Source organism: Desulfonatronum sp. SC1, from assembly GCF_003046795.1.
GTDB lineage: Bacteria > Desulfobacterota > Desulfovibrionia > Desulfovibrionales > Desulfonatronaceae > Desulfonatronum.
Genome location: NZ_PZKN01000024.1, coordinates 40,452 through 61,310, shown reverse-complemented (window position 1 = coordinate 61,310; position 20,859 = coordinate 40,452). Strand labels below are relative to the sequence as shown.

The 20,859-nt window shown below is 61.0% G+C and carries 13 protein-coding genes; 8 read left to right on the top strand and 5 right to left on the bottom strand.

The window, feature by feature from the left end; genetic code table 11:
• From C6366_RS13185 to C6366_RS13170, 4 genes are all read right to left on the bottom strand, one after another.
• A complete protein-coding gene (locus C6366_RS13185) occupies positions 1 to 882 on the bottom strand; it encodes a branched-chain amino acid ABC transporter permease (protein ID WP_107738630.1) in 882 nt (293 codons plus the stop codon).
• A complete protein-coding gene (locus C6366_RS13180; protein WP_107738628.1) occupies positions 882 to 2,024 on the bottom strand; it encodes an ABC transporter substrate-binding protein in 1,143 nt (380 codons plus the stop codon). Before C6366_RS13180 ends, C6366_RS13185 begins: the two co-directional genes overlap by 1 nt.
• A 128-nt stretch (positions 2,025 to 2,152) precedes the next feature.
• On the bottom strand, positions 2,153 to 4,918 hold the full coding sequence (locus tag C6366_RS13175) for a cation-transporting P-type ATPase (RefSeq protein ID WP_107738626.1): 2,766 nt from the start codon (positions 4,916 to 4,918) through the stop codon (positions 2,153 to 2,155).
• A gap of 67 nt (positions 4,919 to 4,985) precedes the next feature.
• Positions 4,986 to 5,876: a universal stress protein gene (locus C6366_RS13170; protein ID WP_107738624.1), complete on the bottom strand. Its 891-nt coding sequence runs from the start codon at positions 5,874 to 5,876 to the stop codon at positions 4,986 to 4,988.
• A gap of 253 nt (positions 5,877 to 6,129) precedes the next feature.
• Between C6366_RS13170 and C6366_RS13165 the strand changes: the two genes are divergently transcribed.
• The 7 genes from C6366_RS13165 (at position 6,130) to C6366_RS13135 (ending at position 14,839) form a co-directional block, all read left to right on the top strand.
• Positions 6,130 to 6,714: a flavin reductase family protein gene (locus tag C6366_RS13165; RefSeq protein WP_107738621.1), complete on the top strand. Its 585-nt coding sequence runs from the start codon at positions 6,130 to 6,132 to the stop codon at positions 6,712 to 6,714.
• Between the two features lie 81 nt (positions 6,715 to 6,795).
• Positions 6,796 to 7,485, top strand: a complete 690-nt coding sequence (locus tag C6366_RS13160; RefSeq protein ID WP_107738619.1) for a DUF554 domain-containing protein — start codon at positions 6,796 to 6,798, stop codon at positions 7,483 to 7,485.
• A 98-nt stretch (positions 7,486 to 7,583) separates the two neighbouring features.
• Entirely contained in the window at positions 7,584 to 8,651 is a 1,068-nt protein-coding gene (locus C6366_RS13155; RefSeq protein ID WP_107738617.1) for an RnfABCDGE type electron transport complex subunit D, read from the top strand.
• Positions 8,648 to 9,319: an FMN-binding protein gene (locus C6366_RS13150; RefSeq protein WP_107738615.1), complete on the top strand. Its 672-nt coding sequence runs from the start codon at positions 8,648 to 8,650 to the stop codon at positions 9,317 to 9,319. The genes C6366_RS13155 and C6366_RS13150 overlap by 4 nt, the downstream gene beginning before the upstream one ends.
• Positions 9,320 to 9,322: 3 nt before the next feature.
• Entirely contained in the window at positions 9,323 to 9,934 is a 612-nt protein-coding gene (gene rsxE, locus C6366_RS13145; protein ID WP_107738613.1) for an electron transport complex subunit RsxE, read from the top strand.
• A 53-nt stretch (positions 9,935 to 9,987) separates the two neighbouring features.
• On the top strand, positions 9,988 to 11,274 hold the full coding sequence (locus tag C6366_RS13140) for a DNA repair exonuclease (RefSeq protein WP_107738611.1): 1,287 nt from the start codon (positions 9,988 to 9,990) through the stop codon (positions 11,272 to 11,274).
• Positions 11,264 to 14,839 carry a YhaN family protein gene (locus C6366_RS13135; RefSeq protein WP_158269779.1) on the top strand — a complete coding sequence of 1,192 codons (3,576 nt, stop codon included), beginning with the start codon at positions 11,264 to 11,266 and terminating at the stop codon, positions 14,837 to 14,839. Before C6366_RS13140 ends, C6366_RS13135 begins: the two co-directional genes overlap by 11 nt.
• A 183-nt stretch (positions 14,840 to 15,022) precedes the next feature.
• Here C6366_RS13135 and C6366_RS13130 read toward each other — a convergent pair whose 3' ends face one another.
• Positions 15,023 to 17,167 (bottom strand): bifunctional (p)ppGpp synthetase/guanosine-3',5'-bis(diphosphate) 3'-pyrophosphohydrolase, encoded by a 2,145-nt coding sequence (locus C6366_RS13130; RefSeq protein ID WP_107738607.1) that lies wholly within the window; start codon positions 17,165 to 17,167, stop codon positions 15,023 to 15,025.
• 266 nt (positions 17,168 to 17,433) lie between these two features.
• Between C6366_RS13130 and C6366_RS13125 the strand changes: the two genes are divergently transcribed.
• Positions 17,434 to 20,649: a DEAD/DEAH box helicase gene (locus tag C6366_RS13125; RefSeq protein WP_107738604.1), complete on the top strand. Its 3,216-nt coding sequence runs from the start codon at positions 17,434 to 17,436 to the stop codon at positions 20,647 to 20,649.
• The last annotated feature ends 210 nt before the right edge of the window (positions 20,650 to 20,859 follow it).

The following is a 20,859-nucleotide window of genomic DNA, read 5'->3' as shown; positions in this document are numbered from 1 at the left end:
CTACACCCTTTCCGTGTCCGGAGCCCCGAACAGCCCGGAAGGCCGCCAGAGCAGGATGGCCAGGATAACCACGAAGGCGATGGCGTCCTTGTAGGCCGAGGAGATCAGGCCCGCGCCGAAGGCTTCCAGCACGCCCAGAAGCAGCCCCCCGGCCGCCGCGCCGAAAGGGTTGCCCAGGCCACCCAGGATGCAGGCGGCGAAACCCTTCAGGCCCAAAAGCACGCCCACGTCGTAGGAGGTCATGGTCAAGGGGGTAAGGATGGCTCCGCCCACCGCGCCCACGAAGGCCGAAAGCATGAACGAGGCCATGACCATCCGTTCCACGCTGATGCCCATCAGCCGGGCCGCCTTGGGTTCAAAGGAGCAGGCCAGCATGGCCCGGCCGAAGATTGTTCGGCTGAAGAAATAGCGCATCGCCGCCAGCACCAGCAGGGTGATGCCCAAAATCCAAAGACTTTGCGGGGCAATGGTCGCGCCCAGCAGCGGAATGGGCGTGGTGCCGGAAAAAGCCGGGAGCACGTAGGTGTCCTTGCCCCAGAGCAACATCATCAGCCCGCGGATGGTGATGGACACGCCGATGGTCACGATGATCAGGTTGATCACCGAGGTGTGCTGAACAGGTCGGATGGTCAGGCGCTCCATGACCAAGCCCACCAGGGTGGTGGCCAGCACGGCCAGAATCACCGCGGCGGGAAGGCCGGGGTCCAACCAGTGCATGAAGACCACGGCCAAAAGACCGCCCAGCATCACGAACTCGCCCTGGGCGAAGTTGATGATGCCCGTGGTGTTGAAGATGATCGTGAATCCCAGCGCGGCCAGACCGTAGGTGCTGCCTACGGTCAGGCCCGCCGCCAGAAATTGCAGAAAAGTTCCCAGATCCATTATTCGACCAGCAGCTCCCAGTCTCCACCGGTAATCCGGACCATCACGAAAGCCCGTTCGTCCAGCCCGTTGTGATCCTCGGCGGACATTTCAAAAATGCCGCCGGTACCGATGAAGCCGCTGATCTGTTCCAGGTTGTCCCGGATGGCCTGGGGCGTGGCCTCGCCGGCCCGATTAATGGCCTCGGCAATGAGCATCATGGCGTCGTAGGCGTAGCCGCCAAAGGTGGACACCTCGGCGTTGAACCGGGCTTCATAGGCCTGAATGTACTCCAGAAGCAAGGCTTTTTGCGGATGGTCCTCGGGCAGCTGGTCCGCCACGGCCAGCCGTCCGGCGGGCAGGATCAACCCTTCGGCCGCCTCTCCGGCCAGCTCGATGAACCGCTTGGATGCCACGCCGTGGCTCATGTACATGGGCGTTTGCATGCCCAGTTGGACGCGATTACGGGCAATGACCGCGGGGCCGGGATTCGTGCCCCAGACGATGATCGCGTCCGGGTTCAGCCCGCGAATCTTGGTCAGTTGCGGGGTCATGTCCGTGTCCCTGGGGCCGTAGATCTCATCGGCCACCATGTTCATTCCGTACGCGGGTAGCAGTTCCTGCAACACCTCCCGCCCGGCCTGGCCGAAGCCGTCCGAGACCGTGAGGATGGCGATATTGCTGAATGCCTCGGACTTGGCGTGCTCCAGAATCTTGATCACGGCATGGCGGTCGGACTGGGGCGTTTTGAAGACCCAAGGATTGAGGGGTTTGACGATCCGCTCCGCCGCGGCCATGGAGACCAGTGGAATTTGGGCCGAGGAGAACCGGGGCATGATGGCCAGGGTGTTGCCGGAGGTGGTCGCGCCGATGGCCGCGACCACCCGGTCCCGGCTGAGCAGCCTGTTGGCCGCGGACACGGCCTTGTTCACCTCGGTTTCGTCGTCGTAGATGATCACCTCCAGAGGCCGACCCAACAGCCCGCCCTGCTCGTTGATCTGGTCCTGGAGCATGTGCAGGGTGTTGCGCTCCGGCTCTCCGAGAAAGGAAGCGGGGCCGGTGGCGGAAAGAATCGCACCTATCTTGATGGGATCGGCGGCCCAGACGGGAGAGGCCGCTCCGAAAACGAAAGCCGTTGCCAAAGCGAGCAGGTAGCGAGTCATGGTGCATACTCCTTGGGTTGATTATGGTGCGCGGAAGAAAGACGCGCCTGAGGACCGTTCACGCGCAGCTTCCGCCTTGAAGCGAAAAATGTCGTCAAAAAGCCGGACGACGGTTCCAATTGATGGGGTCAATGGACGGCCCCGGAACGCCGCCACAGAAACTTCTCTCCTTCGACCAGCAAAAAAAGAACGATGCCGAATACGAAAATACGCAACCATGGCCCTAACCCCAGTCCCTCGGTACGGAATAGAAACTGCAATGGCGGAGCGTAAGTGAAGGCAAGCTGCAGCACCACCAGCACCAGGATGGACCACAACACCGCGGAACTGCCTAAAAACGCAGTCCGGTTCAGGGAACTTTCATAGATGAACCGGCTGTTGAAGAGGTAGCAGATTTGCCCGAAAACCAAGGTGTTGATGGCCGTCGTGGCGGCGAGTTCCTGGGTGGAGCCCCCGTCCAGCATGAACAGGTAGTGGCCCAAGGCGCCGATGGTCAACAGTACGGACACGAAGGATATCCGCCACAGCAAAAACCTGGAGACCAAAGGCTCGTCCGGTTTGCGCGGCGGTCGGCGCATCACGTTGCGCTCCGCCGGTTCGAAGGCCAGGGCCAGGGCCAGGGAAACAGCGGTGACCATGTTGATCCAGAGGATCTGCGGCGGCGAAATGGGCAGGCTGAACCCGTTCACCGCGTCTGCCATGCCCAGACCCAGAAAGATCGCGGCAATGACCACCAGGGCTTGGCCGCCGTTGGTGGGTAGAATGAACAGAATCGCCTTCTTGATATTGTCGTAGACCGTACGGCCTTCTTCCACGGCATTGGCGATGGAGGCGAAATTGTCGTCAGCCAGGACCATGTCCGAGGCTTCCTTGGCCGCCTCCGTGCCGCTCCGGCCCATGGCCACGCCCACGTCCGCCCGTTTCAGGGCCGGAGCGTCGTTGACCCCGTCGCCGGTCATGGCCACGATCTTGTTTCTGGCCTGCAGCGCCGTAACGATGCGCAGCTTGTGCTCCGGAGTGACCCGGGCGAACACATCCACGTCCGTAACCCTTTGACGCAGCTCGTCGTCGCTCATGGCGTCAAGGTCCTTGCCGGTCAGCGCCGTCTCGCCGTCCCCTATGCCCAGCTTGAAGCCGATGGCCTTGGCCGTGACCACATGGTCCCCGGTGATCATTTTCACGTTGATCCCGGCGCTGTGGCAGTTCACCCTGATTTCGCAGTCGCCGATCAGCTTGTCTGCGGCTTCCACGGCCTCTTCCCGCGGAGGATCGATGATCCCGAACAGCCCGAGCATGGTAAACCCGCCCGCCACGTCGTCCATGGTCAAGCGCTCCCGGCCCTCGTCGACCCGACGCATGGCCACGGCCAGCAGCCGCTGGCCCTTGGAGGCGATCCGCTGCTCCTCTCTGCCCCAAAAGGAGGTGTCCAAGGGGGCCTCGCCTCCCTCGGAGCGCTGGTTTTCGCAGCGCTCCAGAACCTTTTCCGGCGCCCCTTTGAGGATAATCAGCCGCCCGCCTTGCGCATCCTGATGCAAGGTAGCCATGAATTTATGTTCCGAACTGAACGGGATCACATCCAGACGGGCGTGACGGTCGTTCTCTTCCTTTTGGGAGAGACCGGCCTTCAGGGCCGCGGTCACCAGCGCGGCTTCCGTAGGCGCTCCTTGGGCCTTCCAGCCTTCCTCGGCCTGGACGATCTCGGCTTCGTTGCAAAGCAGTCCGGAACGCAACATCTCCTGAACGCCTCGTTCATCAGCCAACGGATCATAAGCCGCGTGATCCTGACGAAATGCCCCCTCGGGCGCGTACCCGACTCCGGAAACCGTCACGGATCGGTCCGCGGTGCGCAGGGTCTGAACGGTCATTTCATTGCGGGTCAGGGTACCGGTCTTGTCCGTGCAGATCACGGTCACCGACCCCAGGGTCTCCACCGCGGGCAGGCTGCGGATGATCGCGTTGCGCCGGGCCATGCGCTGCACCCCGATGGCCAGGGTGATGGTCACGATGGCCGGGAGTCCCTCGGGAATAGCCGCCACGGCCAACCCCACCGCGGCCATGAACATCTCGCCCGGGGCCAAGCCCTGAAACAGGTATCCGAAGGCGAAGGTCACTGCGGCCATGCCGATGATGGCCACGCTGAGCAGGTTGCCGAAGCGGGCCAATTGCTTGATCAGCGGAGTGGTCAGGGACTGGACGTCCGAGAGCATTTCGCTGATCCGGCCGATCTCCGTGTCCTTGCCCGTGCCCACTACAACGCCGTGGCCCTGGCCGTAGGTGACCATGGTTCCGGAAAACCCCATCCCGGAACGGTCTCCCAGGGAGCTGTCCTCTTCCACGGGGTCCGCGGCCTTGTCCACGGGAACCGACTCGCCGGTCAAGGCCGCTTCTTCGACTTGCAGATCCCGGACCTTGAAGAACCGAACGTCGGCCGGCAGCTTGTCCCCGGCTTTAAGCAGGATCACGTCTCCAGGGACCAATTTCGTGGCCGGGAGGTCCTGCTTATTGCCATCGCGCAGGACCACGGCGGACGGGGCGAGCATGTTGCGAATGCTGTCCAGGGACTTTTCCGCCTTGCCTTCCTGAACGAATCCGATCAAGGCGTTGATCAGGACGACGCCGAGGATCACGCCCATATCCAGCCACTCGCCGAGCAGACCGGTGATCACCGCGGCGGCAAGCAGGAGATAGATCAGGACGTTGTTGAACTGGGCCAGAAACCGCATCAGCGCGCCGCGCCCCTTGACCATGGGCAGTTCGTTCGGCCCGTATCGCTCCAGCCGCCGGGCTGCTTCAGTGGCCTTCAGGCCTTTTTCGCCACTTTCCAACCGCTGGAACACTTCCGACGTGTCCAGAGCGTGCCAGGATTGTTTCGCTTTATCTTGTTCGGATGCCATGGAAGTCTAGTGCAATAATTTACGGATTACCGTGATTTCTCAACAAAATCGACATCTTCCAAAACACTCAGCTTTTAAGTCGACAAACCGAGGGACTGACCCACAAGGCGGTCCCTTCAAGCTTGGCCAGAAGCGTCCTGCTGACCGAGCCCATGGAAAAAAAACCCGGCCCCGAAGCGCCCGTGCGGCCCACGGCGACAACCGCGTATCGCCCGGAATCCGCCTCCTGCTGCAAGGCAGCTGCGGGGCTTGTCGAAGAAAGGACCTTGGTTTGGATTCTCTCTTTTGAAACTCCGTTCTCCACCAGCGAAGCGAGAGCGTGGTCAAAAAATCCCTGGAATTCGGACTCCGAGGCTTGACCGGTATGGATGTGGACGAGGACGACGTTCTTCTCTGGTTGATCGGCCACGATGAAGCCGACGTGGTCGGCGATCTGGACGCAGGGTTCGGAGCCGTCCACGGCCACGAGCACGTTCTTCCGACCGCGTTCCGGCCGCTGACAGACCCAGATTGGAAAGGACAGCTCCTCGTTCATGATCCGCTTCGTCACGCTGTCCACGAACAATTCCTCGAACCGGGATAGTCCGCGACGGCCCAGCACCAGAGCGTCGAAGCCGCCCTTGCCGCATTCCTGGATCAAGTCCATGGCCGAGCCGTACTGGCTGAAAATAAATTTCGTCGAGACACCTTCGGCGGAAAAGCCGGAATCCACCAACGCGGTCTTGCCCTGAGCAAGCAACTCCTGGGCCCGATGCTCCTGTCCCCGCTTCCAATTCTCGGTCCACTTTTTGCGATGATAGACGTCGCTATCGTCGAGATACACCGCCGGAGGCTGAGGCGCCACATACAGCAAGGTCAATCGAATGGCATGTTTTTGGTCAAAGAAGAAGTTCACGAATCGAACGGCCTGCAAGGCACTCTGGTCGTCACCGACAGCCAGAAGCAAGTGTTTTTCCATGATCCAACCTTGTGTTGAGAACGTTCAACCGGCCTACATGATTGGGGCGGGCGAAACAGTCCGCTTGTCCCTTCCAAAAAGACCCTTGGTGAAGCAAAAGCGGGATGTTCCCATAAATACGCACGAGGGGTCAATCCTCGCACACTTTCCAGATCAGCCGGAATGCGTTAATCAAGTCGATCACACGCGTAACCATGCTCTTGGAAGCATGCTATCTGAAACGTTCGCAAACATTCGTTTCCTGGAGGTCGTCATGAAACAGTCCCTTGGAGCAAAGCCCTTGGTTTTCCCGACTCCGGTATGGGTCGTCGGGTCCTATGATCAGCAGGATAAACCGAACATCATGACCATCGCCTGGGGAGGCATCTGCTGCTCCAAGCCGCCTTGCCTGACCATCTCGCTGCGCAAGGCCACCTATACCTACGGCTGCATCACCGCCCGCAAGGCCTTTACGGTCAACGTCTCCACGGAACAGGACATCATGCTCGCCGACTACTGCGGTATCGCCTCGGGAAAAACCACGGACAAGTTCGCCACCACCGGCCTGACCCCGGTCAAGAGCACCCTGGTGGACGCGCCCTACATCCAGGAATTCGCCCTGGCCGCGGAGTGCCGACTGGTTCAGACCGTGGAGCTGGGACTGCACACCATGTTCATCGGTGAAATTCTGGACATCAAGGCTGACCAAGCCGTGCTCGGCCCGGACGGCCTTCCGGACCTGGACAAGCTCCGTCCGGTCGCCTTTGGCCCCGTAATCCGCACCTACCACGGGCTCGGCGAATATCTGGGACCGGCCTTCTCCATCGGGCAGCACGTCGATCAAACCGGCGACGAGTAGCTCGATTCCTGACCGGTCTCACATGACCAGGACGCTTTTACCGATTGTTTTCCGCGGCCCTTCGCGGTAGATGGCGCGACCATGCCCATCGGAACCCTGATCAACGCCGGGGCCATCATCCTTGGCAGCCTGCTCGGCCTGATGCTCGGCGGACGGTTTTCGGACCGCTACCGGACCCTGGTCTACCATTCCATCGGTCTCTGCGTGCTGGTCATCGGCCTGCACATGGCCCTGAGCTTCACCAATATCCTGATCCTGGTCTTTTCCATGCTCTGCGGCGCGCTCTGCGGCCAGCTCGTCCGTCTGGACGACCGCCTGACCGCGGCGGGCAACGCCCTGAAACACCGCCTCGGCTCCAAGGACGCCCGGTTCACGGACGGCTTCGTCACCGCATCCCTGCTCTTCTGCATCGGGTCCATGGCCATCCTCGGCTCCATCGACGAAGGCATCCGCGGCGACCGGACCATCCTGCTGACCAAGTCCATCCTGGACGGCTTCATCTGCATCCCCCTGGCCTCCACCTACGGCATCGGCGTCCTCTTCTCCTTTCTGTCCATCCTGCTCTACCAGGGCGGCATCACCCTCCTGGCCGGGCAGGCCCAAGGTCTGTTCACCGAACCGATCATCGCCCAACTCACCTCCACCGGCGGCCTGCTGATCATGGGCATCGGCATCAACCTGCTGGAACTGAAGACCATCAACGTCACCAACATGCTGCCCTCCCTGGTCTTCGCCGTGCTGTTCACGGTTTTCTTTTCCGGGTGGATTTGATAGGCAAATCTCTCAATGGGAAGCAACACGTGATGCCGGGCCACTCCGAAGTTTCCTTCCGCCCCGGACCCCTTCCCTGATCCCCAACCGCTGCTCCAATGCCCCTCAAAATCCCTGAAATCCAAAAACAAAAAATCATGGTCAAAGTGCTATACGCGCTCTTGCCCGTGATCGTGACCGCGACCTATTTGTTCGGTCTGCGCGTGCTGGCCGTGTTGGCCGTGTCCATGCTTTTCGCCTTTCTCACTGAGTGGTTCATGGCCTCGCGCCGGGGCGGCAAGGTCACCCAGGCCTGTTTCGTCACCGGGGCGCTGTACGCCCTGTCCCTGCCGCCGAGCATCCCGTTCTGGATCACGGCCGTGGGCATTGTCGTGGGCATCCTGTTCGGCAAGGAGTTGTTCGGCGGTTTCGGCAAGAACGTCTTCAATCCGGCCATTGTCGGCCGGGCCTTTGTCTGGCTGAGCTTCCCCCTGCAGATGACCAACCAGTTCGTTCCCGTATTTCGGGATTTTCCCGGTGGATTCGTTCACTGGAGCATGGCCGCGGCGGGTGAGTTGCCGGAGTATCTGCGCCAAAGCGGACAAGACGTCGTGGACGCCATGACCTCGGCCACGCCCATGGTCGCGAGCAAGAGCTTTGATTACGAGGTCGGTTTCCTGGATCTGTTCACCGGCACCATCGGCGGATTCTTCGAGGCCGGGGAGCAGACCCTGCTCCTGGGGGCCGGCTCCATGGGCGAGGCCAGCGCCGCGGCCATTTTGCTCGGCGCGGCCTATCTGCTGTACACCAGGACGGCCCAGTGGCGATTGATGCTTCCGCCGATCCTTGGCGCGAGCGCGTTGTGCCTTTTCCTCCGCTACGGTCTGGGCGTGGAGGACGTACCTCCCCTGCATTTCACGCTGTTCTCCGGGGCACTGCTCTACGCCGCCGTGTTCATGGTCACCGAGCCGGTCAGCGCCCCGAAGCTGCCCAAGTCGCAGTGGATCTACGGCCTGTTCATCGGGATGATGATCGTCTTTTTCCGCTCCTACGGCATATTTTACGGGGCCGTGGCCTTTTCCATCCTTTTGGGGAACATGATCGCGCCGTCGCTGGATCTGTGGATCAAGCGCTTCTCGACTTCCGCACCCAAGCCGAAAGTCGCGCCAGGAGGGGGAAAGGCATGAAAAAAGACTCCCTGCCCTATGTTCTCGGGTTCATGCTGGCCATCAGCGTCTTTTTCGGCACGGGAGTGTCCCTAATTCATCACGGCACCAAGGACATGCTGGCCCGCAACGAACAGCTCCACCGCAACCGGACCATCGTCCAGGCCTTTGACCTGAACGTCGAGGGACGGGACGCGGAAGCCTATGCAGCGGCTGTCCGGGAACATATTCGGGAAAAGACCTTGCCCGCGGATCAGCGCACCTGGACGGTCTTCGAGCGGATAACGGACGCCGAGGACCAAGCGGACGTGGGCTTCATCTTCCAGGGTCAGGGGGTCTGGGATCTGATTCGCGGCATTATCGTGCTCAGCCCGGATCTGACCACCGTGCGCAACATCCGTTTTCTCCAGCACGCGGAAACGCCTGGACTGGGAGGACGGATCGAGGAGGACTGGTTTTTGGATCAGTTTCAGGGCTTGAGCATCGCATGGGACCGCCCTCGGGACCGGCGGGTGATCATCGGCCAGGCCCTGGACCCCAACGCCGCAAACCGTGTCGACGCCATCACCGGGGCCACGGGAACTTCCCAGGCGCTGATGGACATGCTGAACAACGAATTGCACCGTTTTCGAGAGGCCTACCTGGAAGCCTCGCAGGACGCCTTGCACGCCGACGACTCCGAGGGCTAAGCCATGGCCGAGACATCCAAAACCATTTTCGAGAAAGGCATCTGGTCGGAAAATCCGGTCTATCGCCAAGTCCTGGGCATCTGCTCGGCCCTGGCCGTGACCAACCTGCTGACCAACACCCTGCTGATGTGCGCCGGGGTGATCTTCACCACGGCCATGTCCAACCTGACCGTCTCCATCCTGCGTAACTACATTCCCAAGCGCATCCGGATGATGGTCCAGGTGCTGATCATCGCCAGCTTCGTGATGATGGTGGACATCATGATCCGGGCCGGAGCCCCGGACATTCATCGCTTCATCGGCCCCTACGTGGGTCTGATCATCACCAACTGCATCATCATGGGCCGGGCCGAGGCCTTTGCCAGCCAGAACCGCCCCTGGCCTTCGCTCCTGGACGGCCTGGCCACCGGCCTGGGCTACTCCTTCGTGCTCATCGCCATCGCCCTGATCCGTGAACCCCTGGGCTTCGGAACCATCCTCGGCTTCCCCCTCCCGGCCAGGGATTTCTGGTGGCACTCCTGGACCATCATGATCATGCCTCCCGGCGCTTTCTTCACCCTGGGCCTGCTCACCTGGTGGGCCAGAGCCAAGACGGATCCCAGCGTCAAAGGGTAACTTTTTTCCGCTCCAGAGACGCTGTCCGAGCTGCTTTCCCATAACCATCCATCATGTTTTCCTTCCTCCACGTTGCCGACATCCATCTGGACAGCCCATTGCATGGGTTGTCCAGGTATGAAGGCGCGCCCGTGGACGAAATCCGGGGAGCGACCCGTCAGGCCCTTGCCAATCTGGTGGACTACGCCGTGGACAACGCCGTTCCTTTGGTCGTCCTGGCCGGAGACGTGTACGACGCCGATTGCCCGGACTACCAGACCCTGCTCCATTTCGCCGAGCAGATGTCCCGGCTGGGAGGGCACGGCATTCAGGTGATCATGATCCGGGGCAATCACGACGCGGACAACCCCATGACGGCCTCCTTGCGCCTGCCCGAAAACGTCCACGTTCTGTCCTCGACCAAAGCCGACACCTGGCGTTCTCCGGACCTGCCCGTGGCCGTGCACGGCCGCTCCTACGCCGGACGGGAAATCCTGGACAACCTCGCCGCGACCTACCCCGCCCCCTTGCCCGACCTGTTCAATATCGGGCTCTTGCACACGGCCATGACCGGACGAGCCGGTCACGCCAGGTACGCCCCCTGCTCACTGAACGACCTGACGGCCAAGGGCTACCAGTATTGGGCCCTGGGCCACGTCCACGACCACGAGATCGTCCACCGCGATCCGCATGTGGTCTACAGCGGCTGCATCCAGGGTCGGCACATTCGGGAAGCCGGAGCCAAGGGCTGCGTCCGGGTGGACGTCCATCCGGACGGCACGGTCCAGACCGAACGAGTGATCCTGGACGTGCTGCGCTGGATGCTTCTGGACTTGGACCTGACCGGGGCCCGCGATCTGGACGACCTCCGCCTGGCCGTGACCAGCGGGCTGCGCGACGCGCTCGCGGCCCGACAGGACGACCGCATGACCGCCGTCCGGTTGCGCCTTTATGGCCAAACCCCGCTGCACGCCCAGGCCGTACGCGACCCGGACCGACTCGTCGCCCAGATCCGACTGACCGCCACCGACGTTTCCCGCCGCGGAGTCTGGGTTGAAAAGGTGATTTTGGACACGACTCCGGACGTGAACATCGAGGACATCGCCGAGGGCGACACCCCTCAAGCCGCCCTGCTTCAAGCCCTGAAAGACCTGGAAGAGGACCCCGCCGGGCTGGACGACTTCAAAGCCGATCTGCGCGATCTGACGGCCAAACTCGTCACCACGGACGTGGAGGCGCCAGATCTGGACGACCCTCGGATCCGCGCGGCCCTGATCCGGGATGCCCGGGATCTGCTCCTGCCCATGCTCACGACGATTTCCGCCTCCCCATCCCGACCGGATGTTCCCCATGCGCATTGAAACCTTGAAACTGAAGGCTTTTGGCGGGTTCACTGACAAGGAACTGCGCTTCGGCGGGCCGGAGCACCGACTGCACCTGGTCCATGGTCCCAACGAGGCGGGCAAGAGCACCATCCTGCGAGCCATCACCTGCCTGCTGTTCGGTTTTCCGCATCAGAGTCCGGACGCGCATCTGCATCCGAACAAAAACCTGTGCGTGGGCGCGACCCTGCGGCTGGACAACGGCGAAATTCTGGACCTGACACGCTTCAAACGCCGCAAGAACGACCTGCTGGACGCCGCGGGGCAGGCGGTGGATCAATCCCGGCTGACCCGGCTCCTGGGCGGGGTCTCCCAAGACATGTTCGACCGGATGTTCGGGCTGGATCAGGACAAACTGCGTCACGGCGCCGAAGGTCTGCTGCGGGCCGAGGGCAACCTGGGCCAGGCCCTGTTCGCCGCGGCCTCGGGCATCGCCGACCTGCGCGGAATCCTGGCCGAACTGGAAGCTCGCCGCGACAAGCTGTTTCGGCCCCGCGCCCCGACCTCGGCCATTCATCAACAGGTCGGAGAACTGTCCACGTTGACCAAGCGCCTCCGCGAACTCTCCGTCCGTCCGGCCCAGTGGAAAAAACTCCAGAGCGAGTTCAAAAAGCTCCAGGCCGAGCAGCGGGAACTGCAAGCCGAACTCTTTGGCCTGGACACGACCAAAGCTCGTCTGGAACGATACCGGGAGGCCCTGCGCCATATTGATCCCCGTGAAGCCCTGATCCGCCGTCTGGGAGAGATCGCGGACGTGCCTCTGCTGGCCGAGGACTTCACCGAGCGCCGAACCCGGGTCCAGCAAACCCTGGCCAAGGCCCGCCATGACGGGGACGCCCTGGACTTTCGTCTCCAGCAAGCGCGACGAGATTTGGGAGAACGGAACGTCAACCGGGAACTTCTGGACGCGGCCGGGGACGTACGGCGACTGTACGGCGAAACCACGGCCCTGCGCAAAGCCTTGAAAGAGGCCCGCCAACTGGAAGCCGACCATGCCGTCCTGCACGCCCAGACCCAGGAAAAAATTCGCTCCCTGGGACCGGAGGCGGCGAGTGGGGAACGGACGGCCCCGATTTCCAAACAACTGAAGGTTCGGATGGATGCTCTGGGCCGGGAGCACGGGGCCTTGCGGGCGAACATGGCCTCCACGTTCCGGATTGAGCAGGACGCCCAGGCCGCGGTGGTCGACCTGCGGCAGCGGTTGGAAAACCTGCCGCCCCGACCCGACCTTTTCACCCTGGAAGCGGCCCTGGATCGGGCCGCGGAAGTGGGCAACCCGACCAAACGTCTGCGCGAAGCCAGGTCCGAGGTCGAAAAGCTGGCCCGCCGCGTGGACCAGGAAGCGAAGTCCCTGGGACCGTGGCAAGGCTCTTTGGCCGATCTGGAACATTTGGCCCTGCCCATGCCGGAAACCTTGGAGCGCTTCGCGGACCAGTTCCAATCCCTGCGTGAACGGATCGAAACTTTTCAACAGGACCGCTCCCGCCGGGAAAAGACCCGCCGGGAAAAAGCATCCGCGCTGGAGCGCCTGGAACTGCACGGAGAACTGCCGGACCCCGCGGCCCTGGCCCAGGCCAGGACGACGCGCGATTTTGGCTGGGAGCTGATCCAAAACGCCTGGCTTCAGGGCGTCGTTGATCCGGACAGGGAAGCCGCCTTCCTGGACAAGATCCCCTCCGCGACCTCGCTGGCCCAAGGTTTTGAAACCACCATGGACATGGCCGACGACCTGGCGGACAAACTGTACGCCAACGCCTCCGGCGTGGCTCAATCCATGGAACTACGCCGGGAGACCACCCGGTTGGACGAGGAACTGCGCGCCAATGCCGAACGCCTGGAAGATTTCCGGAAAAACCTGGCGCAGCTTCAGGATCAATGGGTCGACCTGTGGCGTCCCCTGAACATCGCCCCGCTCTCTCCACGGGAGATGCAGGCCTGGTCGGCCAAGGTCCTCGGTTTGCGCCGACAGCTTGAGGAACTTGGAGAACGCCGGGCCGCCCATGCCGCCATGGAGGCGGAAATGCACTCCGTGACCGCCAGACTGGTCCACGCTCTCCAACACCTCGGCCATCCGACTCCGGACGAAACGGACTACGCCGCCGTCCTGTCCAAGGCGCGACACATGCTGAAAGACCTGCAAAAACAGATCACTGACCGCGCTGAGATGGAGGATCGCCTCCAGGAGCTGAACGGCTCCTTGGATACGGCGGCCCGCCGCCGGGAAAAAGCGGTCCTGGCCATGGAGGCGTGGACGGCGCAATGGGCGAAAACAATTCGCGCCGCCGGACTGCCGGAGGAGATTGATCCGGAAGCGGCGACGGCCCTGACCCTGACCTTGGAGGAAATCGCCCAGGCCCAAATCCGGCTCGCGGACATCCGTCAACGCATCCAAAATATCCGCGACGACCACCGCCTGTTCGCGGAACAGGTCCAGGCCCTGCGCCATGTCGCGCCCCTCTCGCCCTTGTCTTTCCTCGCTGGCGACGAGAGTTTCGCCACGGCTTCGCCCGATGACGATCAGCCGTCGGCCCTGGAAATCATCGGCCTGTTGCATGCGCGGCTGGAACAAGAGCAGGATCGGGCCCGCCGTCAAAAGGCCTTGCGGGACGAGGAACGCCGCCTGGAGCAGGAACTGCACGACACCACCAGGACCATCCAGGAGAGCGAACAAGAACTCGACGCGCTCTGCGCCGAGGCCGGCATTACTTCGCCCCAAGACCTGCAAGCCCGGGAAAGCGCCTCTCGAACCAAGGCCCGGATGATCGACGAGGAGCGAAAAATCGAGGAGCGGTTGTCGGAATTGGCCGGAGGCGACCCGCTGGACGAGTTCATCACAGCGGCCCGAGAGCACGGGTTCGACGAACTGAGCGCGGAACTGGAAGGCATCCGAACCCGCAAAGAGGAGCTCGGCGCCCGGCGGGATGCATGTCTGGCCGAGATCGGTCGGGTCGGCGCGGAATTGCGCGGACTGGACGGCTCCTCTCAGGCCGCGGACGTGCATCAGCAGATGTGTTACGTAAAGGCCCGGCTTCAAGGCGATGTTCAGGAGTACGTCCGACTGCGTCTGGCCTCACGGGTGCTGTCCACGGAAATCGAACGCTACCGGGAGGCCAACCAGGGGCCGGTGCTGGAAGCCGCGGCCCGTTTTTTCCGGAACATGACCCTGGGGTCGTTCAGCGGTCTGCTGGCCGACTACGATGAAAAGGGAGAGCCGGTGGTCAAGGCCGCCCGCGCTTCGGGTTCCGGCGAAGAGCAACTTCTGGAAATGATCCAACTCAGCGAAGGCACGCGGGACCAGCTTTTTCTGGCCCTGCGTTTGGGCGCCCTGACCCGCTACCTGCAAACCAATCCGCCCCTGCCCTTGATCGCCGACGACATCCTGGTCAACTTCGACGACCAGCGCTGCGCCGCCACCCTCAACCTCCTCTCAGACCTCGCCGCGTCCACCCAGGTGATCTTCTTCACGCATCACGGACACTTGGTGGACATCGCCCAAGAAAGCCTGCCGAAGGGGCGGGTGGCCGTCCATCAATTGGAAGGATGATCGTTCGAGAATATTCATTTTTTGTAACTACTCAGCACTGAGTAAATCTGTTGCCGGGGTCGGAATCGGGATCGGGATCGAAAACGCTGGGATGCGTTCATTTTTTTTCCTGTTCCGATTCCGATCCCGACCCCGACTTCGATGGCCGCAGGAAGAGCACACAACGTGTGCTGAGTAGTTACTTTATTTCTCCGTGAGCCGAATCACCTCGACCACGGAATCCAGCTTGCTGATCGTCTCGATAACCCCGTAAAGTTGCGCTGAATCACGCACTTCGACCTGAAACAGCATTTCCGTCTTGCCGTCCGGCCTGGAATGGAAGGAGCCGGAGTCGATATTTACGCCCTCTCCGGCCATGAGCGTGCTGATCTCGCCCAGCACGCCGGGAATGTTCTTGCAGATGATCCGGATCTTGGCCGGAAACGGCTTGCTCTGGTCACCTTCCCAGTACACGTCCAGCATCCGTTCCGGTTCCAGGTGGCCCACGTTGGGACAGTCCACCGTATGCACGATGGCTCCCCGGCCCCGACTGATGAAGCCCACGATGGGGTCGCCGGGCAACGGGTTACAGCACTTGGCGAACTGGACCAGGATGTCGTCCACGCCCTTGATGCTGATGCCTCTGGACTTGGTCGACTTGGCCGGTTCCGCCCGCGGGGCGGGACGCTCATCAGCTTCGGCCGTTTTCTGCTCCGCGGGCAGCATCCGGTTGAGCACCTGTCTGGGGGTGAGCCGGGCATAGCCCACCGCCGTCAAGAGGTCTTCCGGAGTCTTGAAGGACAGCTCCTCCACGACCTTGTCGAACCGGCCGTCCTTCATGGCCTTGGCCATGTTCACGCCGACCTTGCGGCCTTCCTTCTCCAGTATCTCGCGGGCAAAGGCGATGCTGCGATCCCGCTCCTCGGTGCGCACCCAATGCTTAATCCGGGCCTTGGCCTTGGCGGTCTTGACGAATTTCAGCCAGTCCTTGCTGGGATGACGGCCGGAGTCGGTGATAATCTCCACGGTGTCGCCGTTATGCAGCGGGGAAGACAGCGGGACCAGCCGTCCGTTGACTCGAGCCCCGGTACAATGATTTCCTACCTCGGTATGCACCAGATAGGCGAAATCCACCGGTGTCGCGCCTTCCGGAAGCTCCTTAACGTCGCCCCGGGGCGTGAACACGTAGACCTCGTCCTGGAACAGATCGATGCGCAAGGAGGCCATGAACTCGCGAGGGTTTTCCAGGTCCTGCTGCCAATCCAGGATTTGACGCAGCCAGGAAAAGCGGTCCGCGTCCTTGTCCTTGCCTTTCGCCCCCTCCTTGTACTGCCAATGGGCTGCAACCCCGTATTCGGCCAGCCGGTTCATGTCCTCGGTGCGGATCTGAATCTCGATACGCTCTCCATCCGGCCCGAACACCGTGGTGTGCAGACTCTGGTACATATTCTTCTTGGGCATGGAGATGTAGTCCTTGAACCGCCCAGGCACGGGCTTCCACAAGGAATGGACCAGCCCCAGCGCGGCGTAGCAGTCCTTGATGGAGCCGACGATGGTCCGAAACGCGATCAGGTCGTACACTTGGTCCAGGTTCAGGCCTTGTTGCAGCATTTTATGATAGATGCTGTAGATGTGCTTGATCCGCCCCCTGACCCGCCCGGAAATCTTGTTGGCCGTAAGCAACTCGTCGATCATGGCGATGACCTTGCCGATGTACTCCTGACCGACGCTTTGATGTTGCTGGACGCCGCTGGCTATTTGTTGATATATGTCCGGCTTCAGATAGCGCAGGCTCAAATCCTCCAACTGGACCTTGACCCGATACAGCCCGAGCCGGTTGGCCAGCGGGGCGTAAATATCCAACGTCTCCTTGGCAATCAGGCGCTGCTTGATGTTTTTCTGAAACTCCAAGGTGCGCATGTTGTGCAGGCGGTCCGCCAGCTTGACCATCAGCACCCGGATGTCGTCGGCCATGGCCAGGATCATCTTCCGGATGTTCTCGGCCTGGGCCTCCTCCTTGGAGTGAAAGCTCATCTTGCTGATCTTGGTGGTCCCGGCGACGATCTTGGCCACGTCGTTGCCGAATTCCGCGGCGACCTCCTTGATGGTGACCTTGGTGTCCTCCACGGTATCGTGGAGCAGGCCCGCGGCGATGGACGCCTTGTCCAGCTTCATCTCGGCCAGGGAATTGGCCACTTCAAGGGGATGAAAAAGGTATGGCTCGCCGGAGAGCCTGGTCTGCCCGGCATGGGCCGCGGCGGAAAAGACATAGGCTTTCTGAATCAGGTTCATGTCCTCCGGAGACATGTATCCGGAGACCTTGTCCAGAATTTCGTGGATACGGATCATTATGGCTTGCCTGTTACGGAAAACGATGCAGTATGTCGTACTGGGTCGTCCCGGATGGATGATTCGTTAAAATAACCGAGCGGCCTCCCGCTCTTTCGGCGTCGCGACGCCGTATCTCATGGACGTTGAGAGGCAATTCTTTCGCCGCCCTTGCGACATTCCCTCATTTTGATTAAATGGACCAACCCTGACCAGATCGCCGTGCAAACGACGTTGATATCGATTATTATTCAAGTACGACCACGAAGAAGGAGCTTGGATCACACATGGTTAAAGGTGAAGAAGCCGAAGTGCTCTCGGCCGCGAAACGGTTTATCCAGGAAAACGTTCCGGAATACATCGCCTCCGGCGCGCAAGCGCTGATCGCGGCGGAAGGAGATTATAAGGTCTCCTTGAAAAAATTCGACGACCACTGGGACGTCTCCGGTCAGTTTCAGACGGACGACTTCCAGGTCTACAACGCGGAACTGGGCATAAACCTCAAGGACCCCAACGCCAGTTTTTTCTGCAACTGCCCGGACTCGTTCTCCGGGGTTTGTCGGCATGTGGCCGCCACGGCCCTGCATCTTGTAGCCTCTTTGCAAAGCGACAATCAAGAGGACATGCCCAAACCCCGGACCGAGTGGCGCAAGACCTTTCGCCAGTTTTTCGCCATGGAGGTGGAGCCGGAACCAGGCAAGCAGTACTTCATCATGCGCTTCTATCCCGAGCCCAAGCGCTTGCAGGTGGCATTTTTCCGAGCCAGACAAAACAAGTCCGGCATCTCCCAGGTCACTGTCCCGGTCACCCTGGAGCAGCTGATCCGCAACCCGGAATGGTCCGAACTGTCTCCGGAACTGCCTCAAATCGTGGAACGCATCGGACAGCATCTGGAATACTTCGGCCATCGGGTGGACATTCCCCAAGGCCTGCTGACCTGGTTTCTCTGGGGGATTAAAAACGAATACTACCTGCGCTGGGAGGACACGGACCAGCCGGTGCGCGTGGAAAGCAAGACTCTGCGCCTGCAAGTCCGTCCCCATCTTTCCGAGGACGGCCTGAACTTCGACCTGCTACTGGGCCGGGAAGGAAAAATCCCGTTTTCCATCACCGGTCAGGAGCTCTACTTTTACGGCCAGTTTCCCCTCTGGGTCTGCTGGAGGCAACAGTTTTTGCCCGTCCAGACCGGTCTGGACCCGCGACTGGTTCAGGATCTCGTGGAAGAGCAGCCCATCGTCCCGCATGGGGATATCGCCGAATTCCTGGACCGGGTCTGGACCAAGATCCCCTCCTCGGACCTCATCGGGCAGGAAGACTTTTTGGAACGGATGCAGCCGATTTTTGTCCCGGCCACCCACGATCCGAAGCTTTTCCTGGATGAAGAAGGCAGCTTCCTGACCTTGCAAATCCAGAACACCTACATGACGGAGCACGGTGAAATCACCCTGGATGCCCCGAACCAGGATCTGCAGACTGGAAGCTACCAACACGGAGGCAAGGCCTACCTCATGCGCCGGGACCAGGAAAAGGAAGCCGCGCTGATCAGCAAGCTGACCTCCATGAATTTCCAGGCCCGCAGTCCGGATATCTGGTTTCTGGAGCCGGAGGAGGCCATCACGTTTCTTCTGGACGCCTATCCGGGAATGGTCCAGGAATACCGGATGTTCGGGGAGCAGAGCCTGAGCCGCTACAAGGTCCGGCTGGCCGATCCCGAGGTGGTCGCCATTCTGGAAACCCAGGACGACAAGGCCGAGGACAAGTGGTTCAACCTGGATATCTCCGTGGATTACGACGGCGAACGGGTGCCCATCGAAAAGATATGGAAGGCCTGGACCCAGGGCAAACGCTATGTCCAGCTCAAGGACGGCTCCTACACCCGCCTGCCCGAGTCCTGGCTGAAGACCCTGGGCCACCGCCTGGAAACCCTGGGCATCGATCCGGACAAGCCGCTCAAACGCAAATTCAAGCAGTTCGAGGCCCCGATCCTGGACAAAATCCTGGAAGACCTTCCGGGCGCATCCACGGACGATTTCTGGCAGGATTTGCGTCTGAAGATCCACGATTTCGAATCCGTGGAACAGATCGAGGCCCCCAAGGAGCTGCAGGCCGACCTGCGGCCCTACCAGCTCCAAGGGTTGAGCTACCTGAACTTTCTACGCAAGTACGGCTTCGGCGGAATCCTGGCCGACGAAATGGGGCTGGGCAAGACCGTGCAGACTCTGGCCTTCATCCAGCACATGATATCCAATAAGCACGACGGCCCTAACCTGATCGTCGTGCCCACTTCCGTGCTGCCCAACTGGGACCGGGAGGCCCAAAAATTCCTGCCCAACCTCAGTCGGCTGCTGATCTACGGCATCAACCGGGAACCGTTATTCAAACGGATCCCGGAATCCGACCTGGTCATCACCACCTACGCCCTGCTGCGCCGGGACATGGACGAGCTGATGAAGCACGAATTCAATAGCGTCATCCTGGACGAAGCCCAGAACATCAAGAACCCGAACACCATCACCGCCCGGTCGGTGCGCCGGATCAACGCCAAATTCCGGCTGTGCCTCTCGGGCACGCCCATCGAAAACAACTTGCTGGAACTGTGGTCCCTGTTCGAATTCCTGATGCCCGGATTTCTCGGATCCCAGCACGCCTTTCACAGCGGGTTCGTCCGGCCGATCAAGGACGGGGACGAAGAGTCACTGGAACAGCTCAGAATGCGGGTCAAACCGTTCATCCTGCGCCGCAAGAAGGCCGATGTGGCCAAGGATCTGCCGCCCAAGGTGGAGAACGTCTACTACTGCGCCCTGGAAGACGAGCAAATGGAACTGTACTCGGCCGTGGCCAGGAAGCTCAAGGATCAAGTGCTCAAGAACATCGACGAACAGGGCATGGCCAAGAGCCAGATGTCCATCCTGGACGCCCTGCTCAAGCTGCGCCAGATCTGCTGCCATCCGCGGCTGCTGCGCCTGGACATGCCCGGGGTGAGCACGAACATCAGCTCCGGCAAGTTCGAGGCCTTCAAGGATCTGACCACGGGCATCATAGAGGACGGCCACAAGGTGCTGGTCTTCTCCCAGTTCGTACAGATGCTGCACATCATCCGAGGCTGGCTGCAAACCACGGACATTCCGTTTACCTATCTGGACGGCTCCAGCAAGGACCGTTTCGAACAGGTGGACAAGTTCAACAACGACGAATCCATCCGCCTGTTCCTGATATCCCTCAAGGCCGGCGGCACGGGCCTGAACCTGACCGCGGCTGATTACGTCATCCACTACGACCCGTGGTGGAACCCGGCCGTGGAAAGCCAGGCCATCGACCGCACCCACCGCATCGGCCAAACCAAGCAGGTCTTCGCCTACAAGATGATCTGCGAGAACACGGTGGAGGAAAAGATCCTCAAACTTCAGGATCAGAAACGCAACGTGGCCGAATCCATCATCCCCGGCCAGGACGTCTGGAAGAATATCACCCGCAATGACCTGGAGATGCTGCTGGACGTTTAGGCTTGGACGGCAAAGAGCGGATCAGCGAGCAGAGAAGGAAGCATGAAACCTGGATGACCATTACGGCTTAATGAAAAGCTCATCCCCATCACCTTTCCATGAATCATGGATTGCATTCCAAAAAATACCTATATTTTTAGGAATGCAATCATATCGCAAGGGGAGGTGTCCATGGACGTAATTCTTCAACTCAACCAGTCTCTGCTGAAA

Bases quoted from the DNA above. Each gene is read 5' to 3' on its own strand.
- C6366_RS13185 (WP_107738630.1), bottom strand. From the start codon at position 882: ATGGATCTGGGAACTTTTCTGCAATTTCTGGCGGCGGGCCTGACCGTA.
- C6366_RS13180 (WP_107738628.1), bottom strand. From the start codon at position 2,024: ATGACTCGCTACCTGCTCGCTTTGGCAACGGCTTTCGTTTTCGGAGCG.
- C6366_RS13175 (WP_107738626.1), bottom strand. From the start codon at position 4,918: ATGGCATCCGAACAAGATAAAGCGAAACAATCCTGGCACGCTCTGGAC.
- C6366_RS13170 (WP_107738624.1), bottom strand. From the start codon at position 5,876: ATGGAAAAACACTTGCTTCTGGCTGTCGGTGACGACCAGAGTGCCTTG.
- C6366_RS13165 (WP_107738621.1), top strand. From the start codon at position 6,130: ATGAAACAGTCCCTTGGAGCAAAGCCCTTGGTTTTCCCGACTCCGGTA.
- C6366_RS13160 (WP_107738619.1), top strand. From the start codon at position 6,796: ATGCCCATCGGAACCCTGATCAACGCCGGGGCCATCATCCTTGGCAGC.
- C6366_RS13155 (WP_107738617.1), top strand. From the start codon at position 7,584: ATGCCCCTCAAAATCCCTGAAATCCAAAAACAAAAAATCATGGTCAAA.
- C6366_RS13150 (WP_107738615.1), top strand. From the start codon at position 8,648: ATGAAAAAAGACTCCCTGCCCTATGTTCTCGGGTTCATGCTGGCCATC.
- rsxE (WP_107738613.1), top strand. From the start codon at position 9,323: ATGGCCGAGACATCCAAAACCATTTTCGAGAAAGGCATCTGGTCGGAA.
- C6366_RS13140 (WP_107738611.1), top strand. From the start codon at position 9,988: ATGTTTTCCTTCCTCCACGTTGCCGACATCCATCTGGACAGCCCATTG.
- C6366_RS13135 (WP_158269779.1), top strand. From the start codon at position 11,264: ATGCGCATTGAAACCTTGAAACTGAAGGCTTTTGGCGGGTTCACTGAC.
- C6366_RS13130 (WP_107738607.1), bottom strand. From the start codon at position 17,167: ATGATCCGTATCCACGAAATTCTGGACAAGGTCTCCGGATACATGTCT.
- C6366_RS13125 (WP_107738604.1), top strand. From the start codon at position 17,434: ATGGTTAAAGGTGAAGAAGCCGAAGTGCTCTCGGCCGCGAAACGGTTT.